Consider the following 23,842-nt stretch of genomic DNA (forward strand, 5'->3'; position numbering starts at 1 on the left):
CCTACAAGGTTTGTGTAGACCACCACACTCAAGGATTGAATGTGAGCACCTCCACCCGCAATGCCCAACTGATCATCGCCGCCCGTCTGATCTCGGACTTCGGCGCATTCCTCAACATGGTCGCCCTAGCCACCTACGTCTATCTGCTCAGCAACAGCGCCATGAGCGTCGGCGTCTTCCTCGCCAGCCGTGTGGGCGGAGGGGTTTTCGCCAGCCTCATCGGCACCCGGTTCTATCGTCGCTGGGCCGGGCGTCTGCCGTTGATTGCCTTCGACCTGTTGCGCGCCGGATTGCTGGGCCTGCTGCTGGTGTTGCCGGTTACCCAACAAGCGTTGCTGCTGCCGGTCATTGCGTTCGGTCTTGGTTTCGGCAACTCGATGTTCGCGATCGGCCTCAACAGTCAGTTGCCGCACTTGATTGAAGGCGATCAACTGCTCAAGACCAACGCCTGGATCACTTCGGCGTCGTCGGCAGCAATGGTCGGCGGAAGTCTGGTGGCGGGGTTATTGGTGGCAGCGTTTGGCTTTGAAACGGTCTTCGCGCTGAACGTGGTCACTTACCTGCTGGCCGCGTTGTTCATCCTGCCGCTGCGATTTGCCCGACCGTCTCCCGGTGCCGAGGCCGATCACGAACGAGGCGAATGGTCAGCTTTGCGCCAAGGTCTGCGGACTACGCCGGTGGTGGCGGCGATGCTCGCGGTTGCCATGGCCGATACCCTGGGCAGCGCCGCACACAACGTGGGTTTGCCGATCATTTCAAAATGGCTGACACCCGAATCCGCCAGCACCACGCTGGGCTTGATGCTGGCGGTGTGGGCCTGCGGAAAACTCATCGGCGCACGCATCGCCAGCCGCCTCAAAGGCTCGGACAACGTGAACCTGGAGCGACGGTTTTTCTTCGGCGTGCTGCTGATGTCCTGCGGCTTCATCCTGATGTTCCAGCAGCAGACCCTCTACGGTTTGCTGCTGTTCTCACTGCCGGCAGGGTTGGGCGACGGCTTCTCTGAAGTCGGCCTGATGTCGCGCCTGCAACGGGAACCGGACAGCCTGCGCCTGCCGATCTTCAGTTTCCTGACGTTGTTACAGATGACCGGGTTCGGTGTCGGCATGCTGATCGCCGCACCGTTCTACGCCTGGTGGGCGCCCGGAGCGGTGGTGCTGTTGTTCCACGGCATTCCCCTCGCCACATTGCTGGTGGTGAAGGGTTTGGCGATCAGGGGCGAGCGGGTGCGGCGCAGCAACCCGACTCGAGATTTTTGAGGATCGGGCAATCCGGACGGTGATCGCCGTGGCAGTGCTCGACCAGGTCCTGCAAGGTGTCGCGCAACTGGCCGAGTTCGAGGATTTTCTGGTTGAGCTCGTCGATGTGCTGACGAGCCAGGGCCTTTACGTCGGCACTGGCGCGCTGACGGTCCTGCCAGAGGGTCAGCAGTTTGCCGACCTCTTCCAGTGAAAACCCCAGGTCCCGCGAACGTTTGATAAACGCCAGCGTGTGCAAGTCGTCATCGCCGTACACCCGGTAACCGCTGTCGGTGCGATGAGCCGCCTTGAGCAAGCCGATGGACTCGTAATAGCGGATCATCTTCGCGCTCAGGCCACTTTTGCGGGCTGCTTGGCCGATGTTCATCGGTTGTCCTCCAGATCCTCGGGTTTCCAGGTTTTCAACAGTAGCGCATTGCTCACCACGCTGACGCTCGACAACGCCATCGCCGCGCCCGCCAGCACCGGGTTGAGGAAACCGAAGGCCGCCAACGGAATGCCGATCAGGTTATAGACGAAGGCCCAGAACAGATTCTGACGAATCTTTGCGTAGGTCTTGCGGCTGATTTCCAGCGCTGCCGGCACCAGTCGTGGATCGCCGCGCATCAGCGTGATGCCGGCAGCGTGCATGGCGACGTCGGTGCCGCCCCCCATGGCGATGCCAATGTCCGCGGCGGCCAGGGCCGGAGCGTCGTTGATCCCGTCGCCGACCATCGCCACCACACCGGTTTTCTTCAGTTCAGCGACGGTGGCGGCTTTGTCGGCCGGCAGCACTTCGGCGTGGACATCCTTGATGCCGAGCGCCTCGGCCACCACTTTGGCGCTGCCGCGATTGTCGCCGGTCAGCAAGTGGCTGCTGATGTGACGGGCGCTGAGTTGTTGCACCGCCTGCAGCGCGCCGGGTTTGAGCGTGTCACCGAAGGCGAACAGGCCCAGAACGGTCGGTTGCGGACTTTGCTCGATCAGCCAGGACAGGGTCCGGCCTTCGGCTTCCCACGCAGTGGCCGAGTCAGCCAAAGGACCGGCGCTTAATCCGCTTTCTTCCAGCAAGCGCCGATTGCCCAACGCCAGGCGCCGACCCTCGAGCGTGCCCGCGATGCCGCGACCTGTCAGCGATTGACTGGCGCTGACGTCTGCCACGGTCAAACCGCGCTCGACGCACGCATCAAGCACCGCCTTGGCCAGTGGGTGTTCACTGCCGCGTTGCAGGGCGCCGGCCAATTTCAGCAGGGCGGCTTCATCACCATCGATGGCACTTAAATGAGCGATACGTGGCGCACCCGAAGTCAGCGTGCCGGTCTTGTCGAACACCACGGCGCTGACTTCATGGGCACGCTCGAGTGCTTCGGCGTCCTTGATCAGAATGCCATAGCGCGCGGCGACGCCAGTGCCGGCCATGATCGCGGTTGGCGTGGCCAGACCAAGCGCACAAGGGCAGGCGATCACCAATACCGCGACGGCATTGATCAGCGCCGTTTCGATGGGCGCGCCGTACAGCCACCAACCGATCAGGGTTGCCAATGCAATCAGCAGAACCGTTGGCACAAATACCTGACTGACTTTATCCACCAGTTTCTGGATCGGCGCTTTCGCGGCTTGCGCGTCTTCCACCAGGCGGATGATCCGCGCCAACACCGTTTCTGCGCCCAAGGCCAAGGTGCGCACCAGCAACCGACCCTCACCATTGATGGCGCCGCCGGTGACCTTGTCGCCGGGCTGTTTCGGCACGGGCAGACTCTCGCCGCTGATCAGCGCTTCGTCGGCGTGGCTCTGGCCTTCCACCACTTCGCCGTCCACGGGAAAGCGTTCGCCGGGTTTGACCAGCACCAGATCATTGAGACGCAAGGCGCTGATGGCGACATCCTGTTCGCGGCCGTCGATCACTTGAATGGCCCGCTCCGGACGCAAGGCTTCGAGGGCGCGGATGGCGCTGGCGGTCTGGCGTTTGGCGCGGCTTTCGAGGTATTTGCCCAGCAAGATCAAGGCGATCACGACGGCCGAGGCTTCGAAATACAGATGCGGCATGCGCCCGGCAGCGGTGGCCCATTCGTAGAGGCTCAAGCCATAACCGGCGCTGGTGCCGAGGGCGACCAGCAAGTCCATATTGCCGGCGCCGGCGCGCACCGCTTTCCATGCGGCCACATAAAAGCGGGCGCCGAAGATGAATTGCACTGGCGTGGCCAACGCGAACTGCACCCACGCCGGGAGCATCCAGTGCACGCCGAACGGTTGCAGCACCATCGGCAACACCAGCGGCAAGGCGAGGGCGATCGCCATGATCAAGACCCAGCGCTCACGGTGCAGGCGCTGTTGCTGAGTGTCGGTGGTCGGGTGTTCGACTTCCCAGACGCTGGCGTTGTAGCCAGCCTTGGTCACGGCAGCGATCAAGTGTTGTGGATCGATCTGACCGAGCAGTTCGAGGTGGGCGCGTTCATTGGCCAGGTTGACGCTGACACTTTTGACCCCCGGCACTTTGGCCAGTGCCCGTTCCACCCGACCGACGCACGACGCGCAGGTCATGCCGTCGATGCTCAACTCCAGACTCTGCTGCGGCACGCTGTAACCGGCCTGATGCACCGCGTCCATCAACGCCGGCAGGCTGTCGCTGGGTGCTTGAACGCGGGCATGTTCGGTGGCGAGATTGACGCTGATCGCTGAGGCGCCGATGACTTTGCTCAAGGCACGCTCGACACGCCCGGCGCAACTGGCGCAGGTCATGCCGGCAATCGGCAGATCGAAAGTGGTGGTTTCGGACATCGGTCGCGCTCCCTGTAAAAGATGCCTACAGGATCAACCTTGCCATGTTGGCAAGGTCAAGCGCCATGATTCAGATCAACACTGCGCTTTTGCAGGAGCAAGCTTGCTCGCGATGCAGGCGGCGCAATGTTTCAGATAAACCGCGTCATCGTTCATCGCGAGCAAGCTTGCTCCTGCAAAAGGGCGCTGGCGACTCAATAACCGAGGTCAGTAGGCTTCAGATACATCCCTTCCTGCGTCATCGCAATCCGGAACTTCAACACATCCCCGGCCTTGAGCGTGATGTTCTGCGACCCCGGCGCCAACATTCCCGGGTTGCAACCCGGCGCCTGGCCCGGCAGCAGTTTCAGGCGCAGGGAAACATTGCCCGGCGGCAGGTTGAACGAGGTGCTTTGTTCCTGAAACAGCCGCGCCGAGAGTTGATCCTGGATGTACACGCCGATTTCGCAGTTGGTCGAGACTTCCAGGCGCTCGCGGGAAATGATCAGCACGCCGTAATCCTCCCCGGCAGCATTGACCGAGGGCACGGCGGCGAAAAGGCTGAGGAAGCCAAACAGGCTGAGAGCTGACCAGCGCATGGCTGAATCTCCTGAGATCGAGTCATAGATGCACGCAGCTTGGCCGAGCGCGACGCCGATTGCCAGCCCGGCAGATCACTTCAGAACTTGACCTTGCCATGGTGGCAAGCTCGAGACTGCTCGCAATCTCACTAAAGGAGTCATTCCATGCAAGTGTTCAACGTTCAAGGCATGTCCTGCGGTCACTGCGTCAAAGCCATCACTCAAGCGCTGCAAGCGAAGGATCCCGCGGCCAGCGTGCGGATTGATCTGGCGGCAAAGGAAGTCGGCGTCGAGAGTACGTTGACTGCGGATGAAGTGATCGCAGCGATCACTGAAGAAGGCTACGAAGTGAAAGTCGCCTGAAGCTACACGCAAATCCCCTGTGGGAGCGGGCTTGCTCGCGAATGCGGTGGGTCATTCAGCAGTGATGTTGACTGACACACCGCATTCGCGAGCAAGCCCGCTCCCACATTGGTATTGCATTCATCCTGAGGTATTTAATAGTTAGCGAGCTATCGGAATGTTCAAGGCGCCCCCACGCAGCTAGACTGTGGAGCTGCCGACCTCAGTCCTGGATGCCTGATGAACTTGCGTACCATTTTGATACTTGGCGCCCTGACCGCTTTTGGGCCGCTTGCAATCGACTTTTATCTGCCGGCGTTCCCGGCCATGGCGCTGGCGTTCGGCACCGATGAACAACACGTTCAGCTGACACTGGCCGCGTATTTCCTGGGTTTGTCCATTGGTCAGCTTATGTACGGGCCCGTGGCGGATCGGTTTGGCCGGCGCATTCCATTGTTGACGGGCGTCGGTCTGTTCACCGCCGCTTCCTTGGCGTGCGCCTATGCGCCGAACCTTGAATGGCTGCTCGGCGCGCGTTTTGTCCAGGCGCTGGGCGGCTGCGCGGGGATGGTGATTTCCCGTGCGATCGTCAGCGACAAATGCGACGCGGTGGGTTCGGCCAAAGTCTTTTCCCAACTGATGCTGGTCATGGGCCTGGCGCCGATTCTCGCGCCGATGCTCGGCGGGTTGCTGGTCAATACCACGGGCTGGCAGTCGATCTTCCTGGTGCTGAGCGGTTTCAGTGCCTTGGCGGCACTGGCCGTGGCGCTAGGCTTGCCGGAAAGCATGCCTGCGCATGTGCCACGTCAACCGCTGTCAGGCGCGCTGCGTCAGTACGGTCGCCTGCTGTCAGACCCAGTGTACCTCGGCCACGCCCTGACCGGTGGCATTGCCATCGCCGGGATGTTTGCCTACATCGCCGGTTCGCCGTTCGTCTTCATCAAACTCTACGGCATACCGGCCGAGCATTTCGGCTGGTTGTTCGGCACCAATGCGGCGGGTTTCATTCTGGTTGCACAGATCAACGCTCGGCTGCTGGCCAAGCGTGGCCCCGCATTTTTGCTGGCGCGTACGGTGTGGATTTACCTGGCGGCGGGCCTGACGCTGCTGGTCGTCAGTTCGCTGCACACCGAGCAATTGTGGCCGCTGCTGGTTCCGCTGTTCATCTGCATCGCCAGCCTCGGTTGCATCCTCCCCAACGCTTCGGCCTGTGCCATGAACGGGCAGGGCGCCCGCGCCGGGAGTGCGTCAGCGATGCTCGGGTGCCTGCAATTCAGCGTCGCCGCCGGGGCTGCGTCGCTGGTGGGTATTTTGTACGACGGCAGCGCTGTGCCGATGGCCATGGTCATCAGCCTGTGCGCAATTCTGGTGGTGAGCGTGGCGATGCTCACCCGGCGTTTGCAAAATGCCCGGGCGTTGGCGCAAGCCCAGGTGTGAGGAAGGTCTCAGCCGGCAGCGCGTTGCTGCGGGACGGGAATCTGATGAGGGGCGTGCAATCGTGCTTCGAGGGTTCGGGTGAACGCACGCGCTTCAGCTTCGCTACGGAACGTCACCGCGTGTTGGTCCAGGCGGACCTGCCACTGGGATTTTGCCAATTCTTTTATCAGGATCTTCATTGCTGACCTCCTCGGTTAAAAGATTGCATCGCAGAGCGGATTGTAGACCTGAATACGATCGCAATTATGACAACGGTCAACCTTCGGACTGACGGTGTCGTCCATGCAGACGACACTTGTATCAATCTGTTTCAGAAGCCCTCGAGCACAATCTTGCCCTTGGACTTGCCGCTCTCCAGCAGCTCATGCGCACGTCGCAGATTCGCCGCGTTGATGGTCCCGAAGTGCTCGCCCACCGTGGTTTTCAGTGTCCCGGCATCGATCAGCCCGGCCACGCGGTTGAGCAGTTTGTGCTGCTCGATCATGTCCGCCGTTTCGAACAGCGAGCGGGTGTACATGAACTCCCAGTGCAGCGACAGGCTCTTGCGTTTGAGCTTGGTCACGTCCAGCGCTTTCGGATCATCGATCAGCGCGAGTTTGCCTTGTGGCGCCAGGGTCTCGACCAATTGATCGAAATGCTGATCGGTCTGGGTCAGGCTGGCGACGTGGGTCACCTGCGCAACGCCTGCGCGTTTCAGTTCTTCGCTGAGCGGCTGGCTGTGGTCGATCACCAGGTCGGCGCCCGACTCACGCACCCAGCTCTGGGTTTGCGCTCGGGACGCGGTGCCGATGACTTTCAAACCGGTGAGTTGACTCGCCAGTTGCGTCAGGATCGAACCGACACCGCCGGCGGCCCCGACGATCAGCAGGCTCTGGCCTTCATCCGTGTTGCCTTCGCGCACTTGCAGGCGTTCGAAAAGCAATTCCCACGCGGTGATGGCGGTCAGAGGCAGCGCGGCCGCTTCGGCGAAACCGAGGGTTTTCGGCATATGGCCGACGATCCGCTCGTCCACCACGTGCAGTTCGCTGTTGCCGCCGGCACGGGCAATCGAGCCGGCATAGAACACTTTGTCGCCGGCCTTGAACAACGTCACTTCACTGCCGACGGCCTTGACCACGCCGGCCACGTCCCAGCCCAGCACTTTTGCCAAGCCGCCTTCGGGCTGGACGTTCTGGCGGACCTTGGTGTCCACCGGGTTGACCGAGATGGCTTTGACTTCCACCAGCAGGTCACGCGGGCCGGCGACCGGTTCCGGCAGTTCGATGTCTTGCAGGGATTTTTCGTCGCTGATGGGCAGCGAGGCGTAGTAGGCAATGGCTTTCATGAGCGATTCCGGAACAGTAATAGAGGAAGGGATCAAGCCACGGAGCGCAGGCGCTTGAGCTCGAAGTGTTCGAGAAAGTCGCCGGCCTTGGCGCGAAAGTTCTGGATGTGCGCGCTGGCGTCATGGGCTTGCAGGGCTTCGTCGCTGCTCCAGTGTTCAATCATGTAGAAGGCCAGCGGATTGGCGAGGTCCTGATGCAGGTCGTATTGACCGCAACCGGCTTCGGCGCGGGTCGGTTCCAGCAGTACACGCAGGTGTTGTTCGAGCGCGTCCTGTTGGCCGGCTTTGGCGATCAGGGTGGCAATGGCGGTGAAGGGCTGGGACATGGTCGGCTCCAGGAGCGGTATGTTTTCGATGCGACAAATGATTAGCTATTTCTCTGCAAGATAAAACCCGCTAAAAGAGCAGTCTCTTTCAATGTTTTTTTGATAATAGAGGCTGAAGATGCTGCGTTTCGATGACTTGCAGTTGTTCGTCCGGGCGGCGGACCTGGGCAGCCTGTCAGCGGCGGCGCGGGGCATGGACATGTCGGCGGCGGTGGCCAGTGCGGCGTTGAAGCGCATCGAACAGCAACTCGGCGCCCGGTTGCTCGCCCGTTCCACGCGCAGCCTGCGCCTGACCGCCGAGGGCGAAGGATTTCTCGAGTATGCCCGGGCCGCGCTGAGCAACCTCGACGAGGGCCGTCGTTTGTTGGCCAGCGGTCAGGACCAGGTCAGCGGGGTGTTGCAGCTGTCGGCACCTTCGGATTTCGGTCGCAACCTGCTGCTGCCGTGGCTGGACGAGTTCCAGCGCGAACACCCGAAACTCACGGTGCGCCTGTTGTTGGGCGACCGCATCGCCGACCTGTTCCGCCAACCGGTTGACATTGCCCTGCGCTACGGTGAGCCGGAAGACTCGAGCCTGGTGGCGCTGCCCATCGCCCCGCACAACCGCCGCGTTCTGTGCGCCTCCCCGAGCTACCTGGCCCGGCATGGCGAGCCACGGCAACTGGAGCAACTGGCACAGCACAATTGCCTGCTGTTCATGCTCGGCAGCCGGGTTCACGACCACTGGAGTTTTCACGACGGCAAACGCGAAGTCAGCCTGACCGTCAGCGGTGATCGCTTCAGTGACGATGCCGATGTGGTGCGTTTGTGGGCCGTGGCGGGCGCCGGCATCGCCTACAAATCCTGGCTCGATGTCGCCGCCGATGTGTTGGCCGGTCGCCTGAAAGTGCTGATGCCGGAGCTGCTCTGTGAGCGCGCACCGCTGAATTTGCTGTGCGCCCATCGCGCACAATTGAGTAAGCCGGTGAACCTTTTGCGGGAAATGCTTGCCAGCCGATGTACTCGTATAGGCAGTCAATTTCCCGCGTTGGCGGGTGTCGATCATTAGTCGCAGGCAAATAGCGAAATTTCCCTCAGGATCAATCACCACCAATGGTTTCCGGGGGGCAGGAACCGACGATCAACGCGCTTATACTAGCGCCCGCCTCATGTACGCACCGTCGCTCTCGCCACGGCGAGTCCGCGTTCGAGTCGGTCAGGCTCCACCTTTAATCCAGGGCCTTTGCAATGTCCTCGAAGCAATGGCTTGTGTGTGGATGACTTTGCCCGGTTTATGGCGGTTTCCACGTCTTGGCCGACGACACATTACTGGTCAAGATGTCTCCGAGCAGTAGACGAAACGATTCAACAGGGAGTGAATACATGGAACATGCACCTTGCATCAGCCAGATCGCCACGTTGTTGGCTGACCCAAAGCGCAGCGCAATGATGTGGGCCTTGATGGACGGCGCTGCGCGGCAGACCGAAGAGCTGGCATTGCTGGCCCGCCTGTCGCCGTCTTCGGCCAGTGCACACCTGGGGCGTTTGTCCGCCGGAGGTCTGTTGAAAGTCGAAACCCGCGGCCGCAAGCGATTCTTCCGGCTGGCCGCCCCCGAAATCGGAGCCGCGATAGAAGCGCTCGCCAGTGCGACGATCGCCAGCACACCTCGGGACATTCCCGATACTTTCAGCCGCCCCCCCGCCATCCCCAAACGTCAGGCCGCGCCTTCGTCCTTGTTGCGCGCCCGGCTCTGCGACGATCATTTAGGCGGCACGCTGGCCGCCGATCTGTACCAGCGCTTGCTGGATGCAGGCTGGATCGAACAGTTCGATCATCGGGTATCGATCACGCACAAGGGCGCCACGCAACTGGCGACACGCGGCGTTTTCGTCCAGGCGCTGGCGCAGACCACCAGTCGAGCCGCCTGTGCCTGTCCTGACTGGAGCGAAAGACGTCCGCACATGGGCGGTTCACTGGGCGCGGCGTTGCTGCAGTTGTTCATGCAATCCGGCTGGCTGAGCTTGCCGAACGATTCGCGAGCCTTGCATGTCACCGAGACGGGGCAGCGTGAAATCCATCGGTTCGCCAAGGAGACCGAGCTGGAAATGGCGTTGTAGACGCATCGGAATCGACGTCCGGGGTTTCGGGCGTCGTTCAGGGCTGCGGCCAGGTCGCATCCAGCAATAACCCTCGGCTGCCATCGCGCACACTCGATCAGGGACTTTCGAACGGGGGATGTGGCATGGAAACACGAGGCTTCAGCGCGGCAGAACGATTGGAACGGCTGCCCATCAGCGGTTATCACCGGATCATTTTCATCATCATCGCCCTGGCGTTTTTCTTCGACTCCATGGATCTGGCGATGATGACTTTCCTGCTCGGCTCGATCAAAACCGAGTTCGGCCTCAGTACGGCGCAGGCCGGGTTGCTCGCCAGTTCGAGTTTCTTCGGCATGGTCGTGGGCGCGTCACTGTCCGGCATGCTGGCGGACCGCTTCGGCCGCAAACCGGTGTTCCAGTGGAGCATTGTGTTGTGGGGCATCGCCAGTTACCTGTGCTCCACGGCGCAGAATGTCGAGACGCTGACGCTCTTCCGCATTCTCCTGGGAATCGGCATGGGCATGGAGTTTCCCATCGCCCAGTCGATGCTTTCGGAATTGATTCCGGCGAAAAGGCGAGGGCGTTACATTGCGTTGATGGACGGTTTCTGGCCCTTGGGGTTTGTCGCGGCCGGGGTACTGTCGTATTTCCTGTTGCCGGTGATTGGCTGGCGGGACATTTTCCTGGTGTTGGCGGTGCCGGCGGTATTTGTCCTGGCGATTCGCTTTTTCATTCCCGAGTCACCGCGCTGGCTGGAACAGGCTGGGCATGATGAGGCGGCGGACAAGGTCTTGCTGGGAATCGAAGCGCGGGTCCGGACATCGCTGGGTCGTGCGGATTTGCCCGAGCCGATCCGCTTGCCGCGTGTGGAAAGTACGCCGGGCAACTTCTTTTCGGCGTTGCAGCAGATATGGTCGCCTCTGTATCGCCAGCGCACGATGATGATCTGGAGCGTCTGGTTCTTTGCCTTGCTGGGTTTCTACGGGTTGACGTCGTGGCTCAGCGCGCTGCTGCAGCAGTCGGGTTTCGCCGTGACCCAGTCGGTGTATTACACCGTGCTGATTTCCCTCGGCGGGATTCCCGGTTTCCTCATGGCCGCTTGGCTGGTGGAGCGCTGGGGCCGTAAACCGGTGTGCGTGGTGACATTGCTCGGCGGCGGGGTGATGGCGTTTCTTTACGGTCAGAGTGCGGTGTTTGGCGGCAATGTCGGCTTGCTGATTACGTCGGGGCTGTTGATGCAGTTTTTCCTGTTCGGCATGTGGGCGGTGCTTTACACCTACACGCCTGAGTTGTACCCGACGTCGGCGCGGGCCACGGGATCCGGTTTTGCGTCGGCGATTGGCCGGGTGGGTTCGTTGCTCGGGCCATTGGTGACCGGGCTGGTGTTCCCGATGACCGGGCAGGGCGGCGTGTTCGCGCTGGGGGCGATGTGTTTTGCGATCGCGGCGGGGGTGGTGTGGGTGTTCGGGATGGAGACGCGGGGTAAAACACTGGAGGAGTTGACTGAAGCCGCGCCCGTCGCCTAAACACAGAACCCTGTGGGAGCTGGCTTGCCAGCGAAGGTGTGTCAGTCGACATCAATTTGGCTGACAGACCATCGCTGGCAAGCCAGCTCCTACCGTTGATCTTCGGTGTTCTTACGGTTTTACCAACCTGGCATCCAGGCTGTTTTGCGCCAAGCGCTTGGCCTGATCCTGAGTCATGCCCAGATCGGTGTACAGCGCATGGAAGTTTTCGGTCACATACCCACCGAAGTACGCCGGATCATCCGAGTTCACCGTGACTTTCACGCCGCGCTCAAGCATGTCGAGAATGTTGTGCTGTGACATGTGATCGAACACGCAAAGCTTGGTGTTGGACAACGGGCACACCGTCAACGGGATCTGCTCGTCAATGATCCGCTGCATCAGGCGCTCGTCTTCGATGGCGCGCACGCCATGGTCGATACGCTGGATTTTCAGCAGGTCGATGGCTTCCCAGATGTATTCCGGCGGGCCTTCTTCACCGGCGTGAGCGACGGTCAGGAAACCTTCGTGACGGGCACGATCAAACACCCGCTGGAACTTGCTTGGCGGGTGACCCATTTCCGAACTGTCCAGGCCGACGGCCACAAACGCGTCGCGGAATGGCAGCGCCTGGTCGAGGGTCTTCTGCGCTTCGTCTTCGCTCAAGTGCCGCAGGAAACTCAGGATCAGACCGCTGGTGATGCCCAGTTGCTGCTCGCCGTCCTTCAGCGCGGCAGCGATGCCGTTAAGCACCACTTCGAACGGGATGCCACGGTCGGTGTGGGTCTGCGGGTCGAAGAACGGTTCGGTGTGGATCACGTTCTGCGCCTTGCAGCGCAACAGGTAGGCCCAGGTCAGGTCGTAGAAATCCTGGGAGGTGCGCAGCACATCGGCACCCCGGTAATACAGGTCGAGAAACTCTTGCAGGTTGTTGAAGGCGTACGCCTTGCGCAGGGTTTCGACATCGCTCCACGGCAGGGCGATCTTGTTGCGTTCGGCCAGAGCGAACAGCAGCTCGGGCTCCAGCGAACCCTCGAGGTGCAGGTGCAGTTCTGCCTTGGGCAGGGCATTCAGCCAATCGTACATTTGTTGAAATCTCATCAGGTGCAATGACGGCATTCTACAGATGCTCGCTGCAACAATTGGTAAAACCTGACCAAGAGGTTCATCGATCGGCTGCCATCCATTGGTGGGCTAAGGTGTAACGAAACGTTAGCACGGCTCCGCAGTCAGTATCTCATCACGCTGACTCAGCTCCATTCGGCAAAAAGGCCCGCAATGCTCACATTCCTCAAGCAAGAACAGTTTCTGCTGCTGGCCCTGATCGCCGCCTTCATCGCTTACCCGATGGAACACTGGATGCTGCACAGCGGCCAGCCTATAGCCCTGACCGCCGGCCTCGTGCTGATCGCCTTCATCGTCGTCGCGTCCATGCGCGTCGCCCATCACGCCGAACTGCTGGCGGAAAAAGTCGGCGACCCCTACGGCACGATGATCCTGACCCTGGCGGCCGTGCTGGTGGAAGTGGTGATCCTGGCGATCATGATGAGCAACGAAGCCTCACCGACACTGGTGCGCGACACGATTTACTCGGCCGTCATGCTCGACATCAACGGCATCCTCGGCCTCGCGGCGTTGATGGGCGGGATCAAACACGGCGAACAGTCCTACAACGATGACTCGGCACGCAGCTACAGCGTGATGATCCTCACCGCCATGGGCGTTTCCATGGTGGTGCCGGAGTTTATTCCCGAGGCGAACTGGAAGATGTATTCCGCGTTCACCATTGGTGCGATGGTCATGCTCTACACTTTGTTTCTGCGCATGCAGGTCGGGCCGCACAGCTATTTTTTCAGCTACAGCTACCCGGAAAAACGCCGCAAGAAAGCCCCGGAAGAAGCACCGGAGCCGGTCAATCTCGCGTTGAGTATCGGAACGTTGGTGTTTGGTGTGGTGGTGATCGGTGCATTGGCCGAGGTGATGTCCAAGACCCTCGACCTGGGCCTGGAAGGGACAGGCGCACCGCCGGTGATCACGGCGATTCTGGTGGCGGCGATTTCCGCGGCACCGGAGATTCTGACGGCGTTGCGCGCGGCGCTGGCCAACCGCATGCAGTCGGTGGTCAACATCGCCATGGGCGCCTCATTGTCGACAGTCATCTTGACGGTGCCGGTGATGGAAGCGGTGGCGCTTTACACCGGTCAACCGTTTCAGATGGCGATGACGCCGGTGCAGACTGTAATGATCTTCCTCACCCTGATCGTCAGCGCGATCAACCTCAACGACGGCGAAACCAATGCGATCGAAGGCATGACCCACTTCGTTCTGTTTGCGACGTTCATCATGTTGTCGCTGCTCGGTCTGTAACCCCACCACAAAACCACTGTGGAAACGAATCCCATGTGGGAGCGGCGGTGCGACGATTCGACTTGCTCGCGAAAGCGGTGTTTCAGTCGACATTAATGCTGAATGACATACCGTTTTCGCGAGCAAGCCCGCTCCCACATTGGGTCTGAGTTGTATCAGGTGCCTGCGATGAGCTGCCGAGCCGCCTGGCTGTGATCGGCGATCAAACCTTTGAGATCCAGCCCCTCAACCTGCCCGTCAATCACTCGCCACTTGCCACCCACCATCACCCGATCCGCGCGGTCCGCGCCGCACAACAGCAACGCCGACACCGGATCATGACTTCCCGAGAAGCGCAGCTCATCCAGTTTGAACAACGCCAGATCCGCCTGCTTGCCCACCGTCAGTTCTCCAATATCGGTACGCCCGAGCAAGCTCGCCGAACCCTTGGTCGCCCAACCCAGTACCCGTTCCGGGGTGATTTTCTCGGCGCCATAACGCAGCCGCTGAATGTAAAGCGCCTGGCGGGTTTCGAGCATCATGTTCGACGCATCGTTGGACGCCGAACCGTCCACGCCCAGGCCCAGCAACGCGCCGGCAGCGGTCAGGTCCAGTGTCGGGCAAATGCCGGAGGCCAGGCGCATGTTCGAGCTCGGGCAATGGCAAATGCCGGTGCCCGCCGCGCCGAGGCGGGCGATTTCGTCCGGGTTGAAGTGGATGCCATGCGCGAGCCAGGTGCGCGGGCCGAGCCAGCCGACGCTGTCCAGGTAATCCACAGTACGCAGGCCGAAGCGCTGCAGGCAGAAGTCTTCTTCGTCGAGGGTTTCGGCCAGATGGGTGTGCAGGCGCACATCGAGCTTGTTTGCCAGCTCGGCACTGGCCGACATGATTTCCGGGGTCACCGAAAACGGTGAGCACGGCGCGAGAGCGATCTGGATTTGCGCGCCATCGCCGCGTTCGTGGTATTCGGCGATCAGGCGCTGACTGTCGTCGAGAATCACTTCGCCCTCCTGCACGGTCTGCTGCGGAGGCAGGCCGCCGTCCTTTTCGCCGAGGCTCATGGAACCACGCGTGAGCATGGCGCGCATTCCCAGTTCGCGGACGCTCTCGACTTGCACGTCGATCGCATTTTCCAGGCCTTGCGGGAACAGGTAATGGTGATCGGCGGCGGTGGTGCAACCAGACAGCAGCAACTCAGCCAGCGCGACTTTCGTGGCGAGGGCGAGTTTCTCAGGCGTGAGTCGTGCCCAGACCGGGTACAGGGTTTTCAACCACGGGAACAACGGCTGATTGACCACCGGCGCCCAGGCGCGGGTCAGTGTTTGATAAAAGTGGTGATGAGTGTTGATCAGCCCCGGCAGGATCACATGCTCGCGGGCATCGAATACTTGCCCGCAAGGCGAAGAAGGTTGCTGGCCGGCGGCAAGCACTTCGACGATCAGACCGTCTTGCACAACCAGACCGCCGCGGGCATCGAGGCCATTGGCAGTGAAGATCGCGAGGGGATTTTTTAACCAGGTACGGGTCGCAGGCATGTTGGCCGGCTCCTCTGAAAGTGGGTTCAGGTTAGCCAGCTCAGTGATTACCCTGTCTGCTGATCCAGGGTCGCCGCGGGGGACGAGGTGCGGAGTTTCAAACAAAACCACGTTGCGGGCAAGCCCCTCCCGACCGGACGACGACTAACCTGTAGGAGCCGGCTTGCTGGCGATAGCATCTCATCAGTATCACTGACAGAACGAGGTGTCTGCATCGCCCGCAAGCCGGCTCCTACACAGGATTGCGGTGTTACCAGGGAATGGTCTCGCCCTTGTAATTCACAAAGTGATGCCCGCCCTTGCCGGCATACGCATCCACCTGATCCACCAGTCCACGCGTACTGGTTTCCACATCGATATCAGCGCCTTCGCCGCCCATGTCGGTTTTCACCCAACCCGGATGCAGCGACAGCACGGTCAGTTTCTGCTCGCCCAATTGCGTCACGAAACTGTTGGTCATGGAGTTCAGCGCCGCCTTGCTCGCCTTGTACAACGCCAGCTCTGGCGCGTCCGGCATGGTCACGCTGCCGAGCACCGAACTCATGAACGCCAGCACGCCGCTGTCCGGGCGGATTTGCCCGACAAAACGTTGTGCCAGGTTGATCGGTGCCACCGCATTGGTGAAAAACAACTGACCCACTTCAGCCAACGTCGCGCCGCCCGGTGTCTGTACTTCCGGACCCTTGACGCCGGCGTTGACGAACAACAGATCAAACACTTCGCCCTTGAGTTGCTGACTCAACGCGATGACCGCCTGCTGATCATCCATGTCGAGCTTTTCGATCCGCACCTTGCCCAATGCCTGCAAGGCATCGGCATTCTGCGGGTTGCGCACGGTGGCGGTGACTTGCCAGCCGTCGGCCAGCAGGGTTTTCACCAGGCCGAGGCCCAGGCCCCGGGAGGTGCCGATGACGAGTGCGGTTTTTGCCTTGGACATGAGTGCTTCCTTGATAAATGAGGATCACGGAGTTAAGGGGCAACGTTGCCCGAGTCGTTGTTGCAACTCGTGTCGCAGCGCGCCGAGTTCATCCATTTGGGTTTCGATCAGTTTGAGTTTGTCTTGCAGCAGCTGCGTGACGGCGCAGTCCGGGTCGGGCGACTGCCACAACGTGGCAACGCTGTTGCCGATTTCGCCCAGGGTGAAACCCAGCCGTTGAGCGGTCTTGATGTACAGCACCAGTTGCACCACGTCTGGCGGATAGTCGCGGTAACCGTTGGCGCTGCGTTGCGCGGTGATCAGTCCGCGTTGTTCGTAGAAGCGCAGCGTGTCACGGCTGACGGCGCTGGCCTGGGCTAATTCACCGATACGCATCCTGACGTCTCGAGGGGGGCTTGACCCTGGAGCATACTCCAGGCTTTAGCCTTGTTGCTCCCTGAATTTATGGAGCAATGCCGATGTGGACTTCAACGCAATATCGCCGGGTGGTGCTTGGCAGCGCCTGGTATGACTTGATCGTGACGGCAGCGTTTGTCACGCCGTGGACATTTGCGGCGTTGCACGGTGTTTTGACGAGTGTTAGCCGGGCGTTCGACCTGCCCGGAGAATTGCCGGCGTTCGAGCCCATGCACATGCTGATGGCGAACCTGTTGGGCTCGATCGTGTGCATTTGGGCCGTGCTGCGGATTCGAGATCCGCAGCAAGTGTTTGGTCGGTATGACGCGGTGGGCCGATTTCTGTTTTCGGCTTGGCAGCTCTATGCCTTGTTGCAGGGCGCCAGTTCGCTGCTGGTGATTTTTTTGTTCTTTGAGTTGGCGTGGGGTGTGGTCCAGGTGCTGCCTGTGGATAAAACAAGTCGCTGGCCATTGAGACAGGCAATTTGAAAACCCGTGGCGACCAAGGCGTTCAGGATGCCGCCTCGCCACCTTTAGATTTCCAGTCAGGCACCACTTGAGGGCGAAGCCGTTGATCAGGCTCCGCTTTTGCTCATCAAGGTTTGGTCAAAAAACGAGCAACCCATTGCAAGCCATGCCGGACATGGGGCCGCGACAGCCATGAACGGGTTATCCACAGATTGCTCCACAGTATTTGTGCGCAAGCTCAAAGCTCGGGCATAAGCACTGTGCGGCTTTCTTCTAAAGGTGATAAACCACGCTAACTGTTTGTTTTTACGTGGATTTGATCTTTGTTGTGACAAATTGGGCGAAAAGTGAACAATGCCCGCAAAGCCGCATGACAGAAGGGTTACAGCGGTATGTGCTCAGGTTATCCACAGCCGGGTGCACAGTAGATGTGGGCAAGTGTAAGGTGGCTTGGAAATGCTCATGCCCCAAAAGATCGCAGCCTTCGGCAGCTCCTACAGAAGATCGCGATCACACTGTAGGAGCTGCCGAAGGCTGCGATCTTTTTGATCTTCTAACGCTGCAACAGAATGCGCCCGCGGCTCAAATCCGCGAGCTGGGTTTGCAGGGTGTCGATCTGCGCTTCGCCCATCGCCAATTGCAGCTCTACACCGTTGGCCGTGAACGTTTCTTCTACAACCAGTCCGCCGAGTTCTGCCACCCGAAGCTTCACCAGCGTCAGTTCAGCAAAACCGCAGGCGCAACTCACCGGCACTCGACTGATCAGCTCAATTTTCGGCGCCGCTTGCAGGCACTTGTTGGCACCGCCGCCATACGCCCGGGCGAGGCCCCCGGTGCCGAGTTGAATGCCGCCATACCAGCGGATCACCAGCACGACGACCTGATCGCAATCCTGTGCGTCGATTGCCGCCAGAATCGGTCGGCCAGCCGTGCCGCCCGGCTCGCCATCATCGGTGCTGCGGTATTGAGCGCCGAGTTTCCATGCCCAGCAGTTGTGCGTGGCATTCAAATCACTGTGCTGTTCGATAAACGCCTGGGCTTCAGCAGGGCTGCTGATCGGCGCGGCGAGGGTGATGAAACGGCTTTTGCGAATCTCTTCGCGGTATTCGCAAAAGCCGCTGAGGGTAAAAGGCATAGGTGTCTTAAATACTTGGGGTCAGGCCGCAGCCTTTGAGAATAATGCGGATCAGGTTGTTGCCGGCATCTTCCATGTCTTGCTTGGTCAATTTGGTACGGCCGCTGACCCGGCAAATTTGCGTGGCGAAATCGGCGTAATGCTGGGTGCTGCCCCACAGCAGGAAGATCAGGTTGACCGGGTCGACCGGGTCCATTTTACCGGCGTCGATCCACGCCTGGAATACCGCCGCCCGGCCCTGGAACCAGACGCGGTAGTCCTGATTGAAATACTCGGTCAGGCATTCGCCGCCGCTGATCACTTCCATCGCGAAGATCCGCGAGGCTTGCGGTTGGCGGCGGGAGAATTCCATCTTGGCGCGGATGTAGCGCGTCAGCGCTTCGGCCGGATCATCCTCGGCGGTCAGGGTGTTGAAGGTGCTGTCCCATAACTGAAGGATGTTGCTCAGCACCGCCACGTACAACCCCAGTTTGTTGGTGAAGTAGTAATGCAGGTTCGCCTTGGGCAACCCGGCATTGAGGGCGATGGTGTTCATGCTCGTGCCTTTGAACCCATGCCGGGCGAACTCGTCTTCAGCAGCTTTGATGATGGTCTCTTCGTTCTTCTGACGAATGCGGCTGGCAGGTTTGCCGCCGTGAGCGGGGACTTCAAAGGTCATAGGCACTTCCAGACAGGTAGGTGGGTGCAACCAGTGCGTTGATAGCGCACCCACCGTTTCCAGACAAGTCCTGAAGCAATAAAACCCCTGTCAACTCAAAACCCTGTGGGAGCGGGCTTGCTCGCGAAGGCGGTGTGTCAGCTACATAAATGTGGACTGACACACCGCCTTCGCGAGCAAGCCCACTCCCACAGGGTTTCAGCGAGTGGCGGCCAGGCTTTCCAAAAAGCTTTCCAGCACCAGATGCGGGCGACGTCCCTTGCGTGTCACCGATGCAAGGCTCAAGTCATAAAACCGTGCTTTCGGTTTCAGCGCACGCAAGCGACCCTGTTGCACCCAGAGACTGGCGTAGTGGTCCGGCAGATAGCCGATGTACCGGCCGGTCAGAATCAGGAAGGCCATGCCTTCGCGGTCCGAGGCACTGGCGGTGCAGTTGAGGGCCTGGTAATGCGCCTGGATTTCGGCGGGCAAGCGGAAGGTCGGGGCGATGGCGTCCTGACTGTTGAGGCGTTCATCGTCCAGTTGTTTGTCGTCGACGTAGAACAAGGGATGACCGACCGCGCAATACAGCAGCGAACGTTCGCTGTAGAGCGGCTGATATTCCAACCCCGACAGCGCACTCGCCTGCGGCACCACACCGACATGCAAACGACCGTCGAGTACACCTTGTTCGACTTCGTTGGGCGCGATCATGCGGATCTGAATCTGCACGTCCGGCCCGCGTTCCTTCAATTGCGCCAAGGCATGTGTGATGCGCATGTGGGGCAGGGTGACGAGGTTGTCGGTCAGGCCGATGGTCAATTCGCCGCGCAGATGCTGGTGCAGACCGTTGACCTCGGTGCGGAAACTTTCCAGCGCACTCAATAGTTGTAATGCCGACTGGTAAACCTCGCGACCTTCCTCCGTCAGGGAAAAACCGGCGCGACCGCGTTGGCACAGGCGCAGACCGAGGCGCTGTTCCAGGTCGCTCATCTGCTGGCTGATCGCCGAGCGACCGATGCCGAGTACCGATTCGGCCGCAGAGAAACCGCCGCATTCCACCACGCTGCGAAAAATACGTAGCAGGCGGATATCAAAGTCGCTGACTTGCGCCAGCGGATCGGGGCGACGGATGCTCATGCTTTAATTACTCAAAGTTTAGTAACGGCCTGACTGAACGTTACAAAAGTTGGATTTCACCGACTTTATCCCCGTGGCAATTTAGCTGCAAGAACGCTTTTCATCTCCACGCCGCTTATTGCCTTGCGAGGTTTTGCCCATGAACTTGCCCGAAAACGCCCAATCTCCTCTGGCCAGCCAGCTCAAGCTTGATGCTCACTGGATGCCCTACACCGCCAACCGGAATTTCCAGCGCGATCCGCGACTGATCGTGGCGGCTGAAGGCAGCTGGCTGACGGACGACAAGGGCCGCAAGGTCTACGATTCGCTGTCCGGTCTTTGGACGTGCGGCGCCGGGCACACTCGCAAGGAAATCCAGGAAGCGGTTGCCAAGCAGTTGGGCACCCTCGATTACTCGCCGGGCTTCCAGTACGGTCACCCGTTGTCGTTCCAGCTGGCCGAGAAAATCACTGACCTGACGCCGGGCAATCTAAATCACGTGTTCTTCACCGATTCGGGTTCCGAGTGCGCGGATACCGCAGTGAAGATGGTTCGCGCTTATTGGCGTCTGAAAGGCCAGGCAACCAAGACCAAAATGATCGGTCGTGCCCGTGGCTACCACGGTGTGAACATTGCCGGCACCAGCCTTGGCGGTGTGAACGGTAACCGCAAGATCTTCGGTCAGGCGATGATGGACGTCGATCACCTGCCGCACACCTTGCTGGCGAGCAATGCTTACTCGCGAGGCATGCCGAAGGAGGGCGGTATCGCCCTGGCGGAGGAGTTGCTCAAGTTGATCGAGCTGCATGACGCGTCGAACATCGCTGCTGTATTCGTCGAGCCAATGGCTGGTTCCGCTGGCGTGCTGGTTCCGCCTGAGGGTTACCTCAAGCGTCTGCGCGAGATCTGCGATCAGCACAATATCCTGCTGGTGTTCGACGAAGTGATCACCGGTTTCGGCCGTACCGGCTCGATGTTCGGCGCCGACAGCTTCGGCGTTACACCGGACCTGATGTGCATCGCCAAGCAAGTCACCAACGGCGCGATCCCGATGGGCGCGGTGATTGCCAGCTCCGAGATCTACCAGACCTTCATGAACCAGGCGACACCTGAATACGCCGTGGAATTCCCGCACGGTTACACCTACTCCGCGCACCCGGTGGCTTGCGCCGCTGGACTGGCGGCCCTCGACCTGCTGCAAAAGGAAAACCTGGTGCAGAGCGTGGCCGAAGTCGCGCCGCATTTCGAAAATGCGCTGCACGGCCTGAAGGGCTCGAAAAACATCATCGACATTCGTAACTACGGTCTGGCCGGCGCGATCCAGATTGCCCCGCGTGACGGCGATGCCATCGTGCGTCCGTTCGAAGCGGGCATGGCGTTGTGGAAAGCCGGGTTCTACGTGCGCTTCGGCGGTGACACCCTGCAGTTCGGCCCTACTTTCAACAGCAAGCCGCAAGACCTTGATCGTCTGTTCGACGCGGTCGGCGAAGTGCTGAACAAAATCGACTGATTTTTCCCTTCTATATAGAGGCGTCCGATAACGGGCGCCTGTGGACAACATTTCAGGAGCCCCGCATGAGTCTTATCCCGCATTTGATCAACGGCGAACTGGTGACCGAAGATGGTCGCACCGCCGACGTGTTCAACCCGTCCACCGGCCAGGCGATCCACAAGCTGCCGTTGGCCAGCCGCGAAACCATTCAGAAAGCTATCGATTCGGCCAAGGCTGCGTTCCCTGCCTGGCGCAACACGCCTGCGGCCAAACGTGCGCAGGTGATGTTTCGCTTCAAGCAACTGCTGGAACAGAACGAAGCACGTATCGCCCAACTGATCAGCGAAGAGCACGGCAAGACTCTGGAAGACGCTGCCGGTGAACTGAAGCGTGGTATCGAGAACGTCGAGTTCGCGTGCGCAGCGCCGGAAATCCTCAAGGGTGAATACAGCCGTAACGTCGGTCCGAATATTGATGCCTGGTCGGACTTCCAGCCGTTGGGTGTAGTTGCCGGTATTACTCCGTTCAACTTCCCGGCGATGGTGCCGTTGTGGATGTATCCGCTGGCGATCGTCTGCGGCAACTGCTTCATCCTCAAACCGTCCGAGCGTGATCCAAGCTCGACGCTGCTGATTGCTCAGTTGTTGCTGGAGGCCGGTCTGCCGAAAGGCGTGCTGAACGTTGTTCATGGTGACAAGGCTGCAGTGGACGCGCTGATCGAAGCGCCGGAAGTCAAAGCATTGAGTTTCGTTGGCTCGACGCCGATTGCCGAATACATCTACGCCGAAGGCACCAAGCGTGGCAAACGCGTTCAGGCACTGGGCGGCGCGAAGAACCATGCGGTGCTGATGCCGGATGCAGATCTGGATAACGCCGTCAGCGCACTGATGGGCGCGGCTTACGGTTCTTGTGGTGAGCGTTGCATGGCGATCTCGGTGGCCGTGTGCGTCGGTGATCAAGTGGCAGATGCGTTGGTGTCCAAGCTGACTCCGCAGATCAAGGCGCTGAAAATTGGCGCAGGTACCACTTGTGGCTTGGACATGGGGCCATTGGTCACCGGTCAGGCTCGTGACAAAGTCAGTGGCTATGTAGAAGACGGCGTTGCATCGGGTGCAACCTTGGTGGTGGATGGTCGTGGTCTGAGCGTGGCCGGTCATGAAGAAGGTTTCTTCCTGGGTGGCTGCCTGTTCGATAACGTCACCCCGGAAATGCGCATATATAAAGAAGAGATCTTCGGGCCAGTGTTGTGCGTTGTCCGGGTGAACAGCCTGGAAGAGGCGATGCAACTGATCAATGATCACGAGTATGGCAACGGCACCTGCATCTTTACCCGTGATGGGGAAGCGGCGCGGTTGTTCTGCGATGAGATCGAAGTCGGCATGGTCGGCGTCAACGTGCCGTTGCCGGTCCCGGTGGCTTATCACAGTTTCGGTGGCTGGAAGCGTTCGCTGTTTGGCGATCTGCATGCGTATGGCCCGGATGGCGTACGCTTCTACACCCGTCGCAAGGCAATTACCCAGCGCTGGCCGCAGCGTGCGAGCCATGAAGCGTCGCAGTTTGCGTTCCCTAGCTTGTAAGTAGAAGGGAAGAAGGCCGAGCCCCTTGGGGCTCGGCCTTCGCGTTTATGGGCTTTTTTGACCCGTATGACAGAAATGTGAAATTAAGGGTTGACGGCAGATTCTGGAAGTCTATAATTCGCCCCACTTCCGGCGCAGTCGAAACGGAAAACTCCTTGATAAACAAAGAGTTACGCAGTTTTCGGCAGCGAGTTGCTTCAGTTCATCGAAGCCCAGAAGGAGTTGGTCAGGCAGTGTGTTTTCGCTTGATTGACGGTTCGATCATCTCGGTCGAAAGCGGAGAAAAAGAGGTGTTGACAGCAGCGAACAACGCTGTAGAATTCGCCTCCCGCTAACGAGAGATCGGAAGCGCAAGTGGTTGAAGTTGCAAAGGAAACTTTGAAAACTTCTGAAAATAACCGCTTGACAGATACAGAGGACGCTGTAGAATGCGCGCCTCGGTTGAGATGAAAGATCTTAACCAACCGCTCTTTAACAACTGAATCAAGCAATTCGTGTGGGTGCTTGTGGAGTCAGGCTGATAGTCAACAAGATTATCAGCATCACAAGTTACTCCGCGAGAAATCAAAGATGTAACCAACGATTGCTGAGCCAAGTTTAGGGTTTCTTAAA

At 59.9% G+C, this 23,842-nt stretch carries 23 protein-coding genes; 10 read left to right on the forward strand and 13 right to left on the reverse strand.

What is annotated here, in order from left to right:
- Positions 1-41 precede the first annotated feature (41 nt).
- Positions 42-1,259 carry an MFS transporter gene (locus FBY04_RS02335; protein ID WP_145314388.1) on the forward strand — a complete coding sequence of 406 codons (1,218 nt, stop codon included), beginning with the start codon at positions 42-44 and terminating at the stop codon, positions 1,257-1,259.
- On the opposite strand, the gene cueR is transcribed toward FBY04_RS02335, so the two are convergent.
- From cueR to FBY04_RS02350, 3 genes are all read right to left on the reverse strand, one after another.
- Positions 1,213-1,626, reverse strand: coding sequence for a Cu(I)-responsive transcriptional regulator (gene cueR / locus FBY04_RS02340; RefSeq protein WP_084319140.1), 414 nt, complete (start codon positions 1,624-1,626; stop codon positions 1,213-1,215). The genes FBY04_RS02335 and cueR overlap by 47 nt on opposite strands.
- Positions 1,623-4,016 carry a heavy metal translocating P-type ATPase gene (locus FBY04_RS02345; RefSeq protein WP_145314389.1) on the reverse strand — a complete coding sequence of 798 codons (2,394 nt, stop codon included), beginning with the start codon at positions 4,014-4,016 and terminating at the stop codon, positions 1,623-1,625. Before FBY04_RS02345 ends, cueR begins: the two co-directional genes overlap by 4 nt.
- A gap of 194 nt (positions 4,017-4,210) precedes the next feature.
- The gene (locus FBY04_RS02350) at positions 4,211-4,594 is read right to left on the reverse strand and encodes a hypothetical protein (RefSeq protein WP_145314390.1); all 384 of its coding nucleotides are present in this window, start codon (positions 4,592-4,594) and stop codon (positions 4,211-4,213) included.
- Between the two features lie 147 nt (positions 4,595-4,741).
- Between FBY04_RS02350 and FBY04_RS02355 the strand changes: the two genes are divergently transcribed.
- Both FBY04_RS02355 and FBY04_RS02365 read left to right on the forward strand, forming a co-directional pair.
- Positions 4,742-4,939, forward strand: a complete 198-nt coding sequence (locus FBY04_RS02355) for a heavy-metal-associated domain-containing protein (RefSeq protein ID WP_084319134.1) — start codon at positions 4,742-4,744, stop codon at positions 4,937-4,939.
- 219 nt (positions 4,940-5,158) lie between these two features.
- Complete coding sequence (locus tag FBY04_RS02365; protein WP_084319132.1) at positions 5,159-6,355, forward strand: multidrug effflux MFS transporter; 1,197 nt, start codon at positions 5,159-5,161, stop codon at positions 6,353-6,355.
- Between the two features lie 8 nt (positions 6,356-6,363).
- On the opposite strand, the gene FBY04_RS32280 is transcribed toward FBY04_RS02365, so the two are convergent.
- The 3 genes from FBY04_RS32280 to FBY04_RS02375 all read right to left on the reverse strand — a co-directional run bounded on the left by FBY04_RS32280 (position 6,364) and on the right by FBY04_RS02375 (position 8,005).
- Positions 6,364-6,534: a hypothetical protein gene (locus FBY04_RS32280; RefSeq protein WP_167362912.1), complete on the reverse strand. Its 171-nt coding sequence runs from the start codon at positions 6,532-6,534 to the stop codon at positions 6,364-6,366.
- Positions 6,535-6,665: 131 nt separating this feature from the next.
- On the reverse strand, positions 6,666-7,679 hold the full coding sequence (locus FBY04_RS02370) for a zinc-binding alcohol dehydrogenase family protein (protein ID WP_145314391.1): 1,014 nt from the start codon (positions 7,677-7,679) through the stop codon (positions 6,666-6,668).
- 32 nt (positions 7,680-7,711) lie between these two features.
- Positions 7,712-8,005, reverse strand: a complete 294-nt coding sequence (locus tag FBY04_RS02375) for a putative quinol monooxygenase (protein ID WP_145314392.1) — start codon at positions 8,003-8,005, stop codon at positions 7,712-7,714.
- A gap of 118 nt (positions 8,006-8,123) precedes the next feature.
- Between FBY04_RS02375 and FBY04_RS02380 the strand changes: the two genes are divergently transcribed.
- The 3 genes from FBY04_RS02380 (at position 8,124) to FBY04_RS02390 (ending at position 11,610) form a co-directional block, all read left to right on the forward strand.
- Positions 8,124-9,053 (forward strand): LysR family transcriptional regulator, encoded by a 930-nt coding sequence (locus FBY04_RS02380; protein ID WP_145314393.1) that lies wholly within the window; start codon positions 8,124-8,126, stop codon positions 9,051-9,053.
- Between the two features lie 314 nt (positions 9,054-9,367).
- Entirely contained in the window at positions 9,368-10,102 is a 735-nt protein-coding gene (locus FBY04_RS02385; RefSeq protein WP_084319125.1) for a helix-turn-helix transcriptional regulator, read from the forward strand.
- A 125-nt stretch (positions 10,103-10,227) separates the two neighbouring features.
- A complete protein-coding gene (locus FBY04_RS02390) occupies positions 10,228-11,610 on the forward strand; it encodes an MFS transporter (RefSeq protein WP_084319123.1) in 1,383 nt (460 codons plus the stop codon).
- A 111-nt stretch (positions 11,611-11,721) separates the two neighbouring features.
- On the opposite strand, the gene FBY04_RS02395 is transcribed toward FBY04_RS02390, so the two are convergent.
- Positions 11,722-12,675 carry an adenosine deaminase gene (locus FBY04_RS02395; protein ID WP_084319122.1) on the reverse strand — a complete coding sequence of 318 codons (954 nt, stop codon included), beginning with the start codon at positions 12,673-12,675 and terminating at the stop codon, positions 11,722-11,724.
- A gap of 192 nt (positions 12,676-12,867) precedes the next feature.
- Between FBY04_RS02395 and FBY04_RS02400 the strand changes: the two genes are divergently transcribed.
- The gene (locus tag FBY04_RS02400) at positions 12,868-13,956 is read left to right on the forward strand and encodes a calcium:proton antiporter (protein WP_084319115.1); all 1,089 of its coding nucleotides are present in this window, start codon (positions 12,868-12,870) and stop codon (positions 13,954-13,956) included.
- Positions 13,957-14,111: 155 nt separating this feature from the next.
- Here FBY04_RS02400 and FBY04_RS02405 read toward each other — a convergent pair whose 3' ends face one another.
- The 3 genes from FBY04_RS02405 to FBY04_RS02415 form a co-directional block, all read right to left on the reverse strand.
- Positions 14,112-15,470: an 8-oxoguanine deaminase gene (locus FBY04_RS02405; RefSeq protein ID WP_084319113.1), complete on the reverse strand. Its 1,359-nt coding sequence runs from the start codon at positions 15,468-15,470 to the stop codon at positions 14,112-14,114.
- A 250-nt stretch (positions 15,471-15,720) separates the two neighbouring features.
- On the reverse strand, positions 15,721-16,407 hold the full coding sequence (locus FBY04_RS02410) for an SDR family oxidoreductase (protein ID WP_145314394.1): 687 nt from the start codon (positions 16,405-16,407) through the stop codon (positions 15,721-15,723).
- Positions 16,408-16,431: 24 nt separating this feature from the next.
- On the reverse strand, positions 16,432-16,782 hold the full coding sequence (locus FBY04_RS02415) for a MerR family transcriptional regulator (RefSeq protein WP_145314395.1): 351 nt from the start codon (positions 16,780-16,782) through the stop codon (positions 16,432-16,434).
- A gap of 83 nt (positions 16,783-16,865) precedes the next feature.
- On the opposite strand from FBY04_RS02415, the gene FBY04_RS02420 reads away from it, so the two are divergent.
- Positions 16,866-17,291, forward strand: a complete 426-nt coding sequence (locus FBY04_RS02420; RefSeq protein ID WP_084319107.1) for a hypothetical protein — start codon at positions 16,866-16,868, stop codon at positions 17,289-17,291.
- A gap of 532 nt (positions 17,292-17,823) precedes the next feature.
- Here FBY04_RS02420 and FBY04_RS02425 read toward each other — a convergent pair.
- The 3 genes from FBY04_RS02425 to FBY04_RS02435 form a co-directional block, all read right to left on the reverse strand.
- Complete coding sequence (locus tag FBY04_RS02425) at positions 17,824-18,405, reverse strand: YigZ family protein (protein ID WP_145314396.1); 582 nt, start codon at positions 18,403-18,405, stop codon at positions 17,824-17,826.
- 7 nt (positions 18,406-18,412) lie between these two features.
- On the reverse strand, positions 18,413-19,063 hold the full coding sequence (locus FBY04_RS02430; RefSeq protein ID WP_145314397.1) for a TetR/AcrR family transcriptional regulator: 651 nt from the start codon (positions 19,061-19,063) through the stop codon (positions 18,413-18,415).
- A 198-nt stretch (positions 19,064-19,261) separates the two neighbouring features.
- Positions 19,262-20,182, reverse strand: a complete 921-nt coding sequence (locus FBY04_RS02435; protein ID WP_084319101.1) for a LysR family transcriptional regulator — start codon at positions 20,180-20,182, stop codon at positions 19,262-19,264.
- 139 nt (positions 20,183-20,321) lie between these two features.
- Here FBY04_RS02435 and FBY04_RS02440 point away from each other — a divergent pair, with 139 nt between their 5' ends.
- Complete coding sequence (locus FBY04_RS02440) at positions 20,322-21,671, forward strand: aspartate aminotransferase family protein (RefSeq protein WP_145314398.1); 1,350 nt, start codon at positions 20,322-20,324, stop codon at positions 21,669-21,671.
- 65 nt (positions 21,672-21,736) lie between these two features.
- Complete coding sequence (locus tag FBY04_RS02445) at positions 21,737-23,230, forward strand: CoA-acylating methylmalonate-semialdehyde dehydrogenase (RefSeq protein ID WP_084319098.1); 1,494 nt, start codon at positions 21,737-21,739, stop codon at positions 23,228-23,230.
- Positions 23,231-23,842 lie beyond the last annotated feature (612 nt).

The sequence above is a fragment of the Pseudomonas sp. SJZ080 genome, assembly GCF_007828295.1.
GTDB classification, from domain to species: Bacteria; Pseudomonadota; Gammaproteobacteria; order Pseudomonadales; family Pseudomonadaceae; genus Aquipseudomonas; species Aquipseudomonas migulae_A.

What these genes read in the sequence shown, in the direction of transcription:
- cueR (WP_084319140.1), bottom strand. Translation starts at nt 1,626, where the DNA reads ATGAACATCGGCCAAGCAGCCCGCAAAAGTGGCCTGAGCGCGAAGATG.
- FBY04_RS02345 (WP_145314389.1), bottom strand. Translation starts at nt 4,016, where the DNA reads ATGTCCGAAACCACCACTTTCGATCTGCCGATTGCCGGCATGACCTGC.
- FBY04_RS02350 (WP_145314390.1), bottom strand. Translation starts at nt 4,594, where the DNA reads ATGCGCTGGTCAGCTCTCAGCCTGTTTGGCTTCCTCAGCCTTTTCGCC.
- FBY04_RS02355 (WP_084319134.1), top strand. Translation starts at nt 4,742, where the DNA reads ATGCAAGTGTTCAACGTTCAAGGCATGTCCTGCGGTCACTGCGTCAAA.
- FBY04_RS02365 (WP_084319132.1), top strand. Translation starts at nt 5,159, where the DNA reads ATGAACTTGCGTACCATTTTGATACTTGGCGCCCTGACCGCTTTTGGG.
- FBY04_RS32280 (WP_167362912.1), bottom strand. Translation starts at nt 6,534, where the DNA reads ATGAAGATCCTGATAAAAGAATTGGCAAAATCCCAGTGGCAGGTCCGC.
- FBY04_RS02370 (WP_145314391.1), bottom strand. Translation starts at nt 7,679, where the DNA reads ATGAAAGCCATTGCCTACTACGCCTCGCTGCCCATCAGCGACGAAAAA.
- FBY04_RS02375 (WP_145314392.1), bottom strand. Translation starts at nt 8,005, where the DNA reads ATGTCCCAGCCCTTCACCGCCATTGCCACCCTGATCGCCAAAGCCGGC.
- FBY04_RS02380 (WP_145314393.1), top strand. Translation starts at nt 8,124, where the DNA reads ATGCTGCGTTTCGATGACTTGCAGTTGTTCGTCCGGGCGGCGGACCTG.
- FBY04_RS02385 (WP_084319125.1), top strand. Translation starts at nt 9,368, where the DNA reads ATGGAACATGCACCTTGCATCAGCCAGATCGCCACGTTGTTGGCTGAC.
- FBY04_RS02390 (WP_084319123.1), top strand. Translation starts at nt 10,228, where the DNA reads ATGGAAACACGAGGCTTCAGCGCGGCAGAACGATTGGAACGGCTGCCC.
- FBY04_RS02395 (WP_084319122.1), bottom strand. Translation starts at nt 12,675, where the DNA reads ATGTACGATTGGCTGAATGCCCTGCCCAAGGCAGAACTGCACCTGCAC.
- FBY04_RS02400 (WP_084319115.1), top strand. Translation starts at nt 12,868, where the DNA reads ATGCTCACATTCCTCAAGCAAGAACAGTTTCTGCTGCTGGCCCTGATC.
- FBY04_RS02405 (WP_084319113.1), bottom strand. Translation starts at nt 15,470, where the DNA reads ATGCCTGCGACCCGTACCTGGTTAAAAAATCCCCTCGCGATCTTCACT.
- FBY04_RS02410 (WP_145314394.1), bottom strand. Translation starts at nt 16,407, where the DNA reads ATGTCCAAGGCAAAAACCGCACTCGTCATCGGCACCTCCCGGGGCCTG.
- FBY04_RS02415 (WP_145314395.1), bottom strand. Translation starts at nt 16,782, where the DNA reads ATGCGTATCGGTGAATTAGCCCAGGCCAGCGCCGTCAGCCGTGACACG.
- FBY04_RS02420 (WP_084319107.1), top strand. Translation starts at nt 16,866, where the DNA reads ATGTGGACTTCAACGCAATATCGCCGGGTGGTGCTTGGCAGCGCCTGG.
- FBY04_RS02425 (WP_145314396.1), bottom strand. Translation starts at nt 18,405, where the DNA reads ATGCCTTTTACCCTCAGCGGCTTTTGCGAATACCGCGAAGAGATTCGC.
- FBY04_RS02430 (WP_145314397.1), bottom strand. Translation starts at nt 19,063, where the DNA reads ATGACCTTTGAAGTCCCCGCTCACGGCGGCAAACCTGCCAGCCGCATT.
- FBY04_RS02435 (WP_084319101.1), bottom strand. Translation starts at nt 20,182, where the DNA reads ATGAGCATCCGTCGCCCCGATCCGCTGGCGCAAGTCAGCGACTTTGAT.
- FBY04_RS02440 (WP_145314398.1), top strand. Translation starts at nt 20,322, where the DNA reads ATGAACTTGCCCGAAAACGCCCAATCTCCTCTGGCCAGCCAGCTCAAG.
- FBY04_RS02445 (WP_084319098.1), top strand. Translation starts at nt 21,737, where the DNA reads ATGAGTCTTATCCCGCATTTGATCAACGGCGAACTGGTGACCGAAGAT.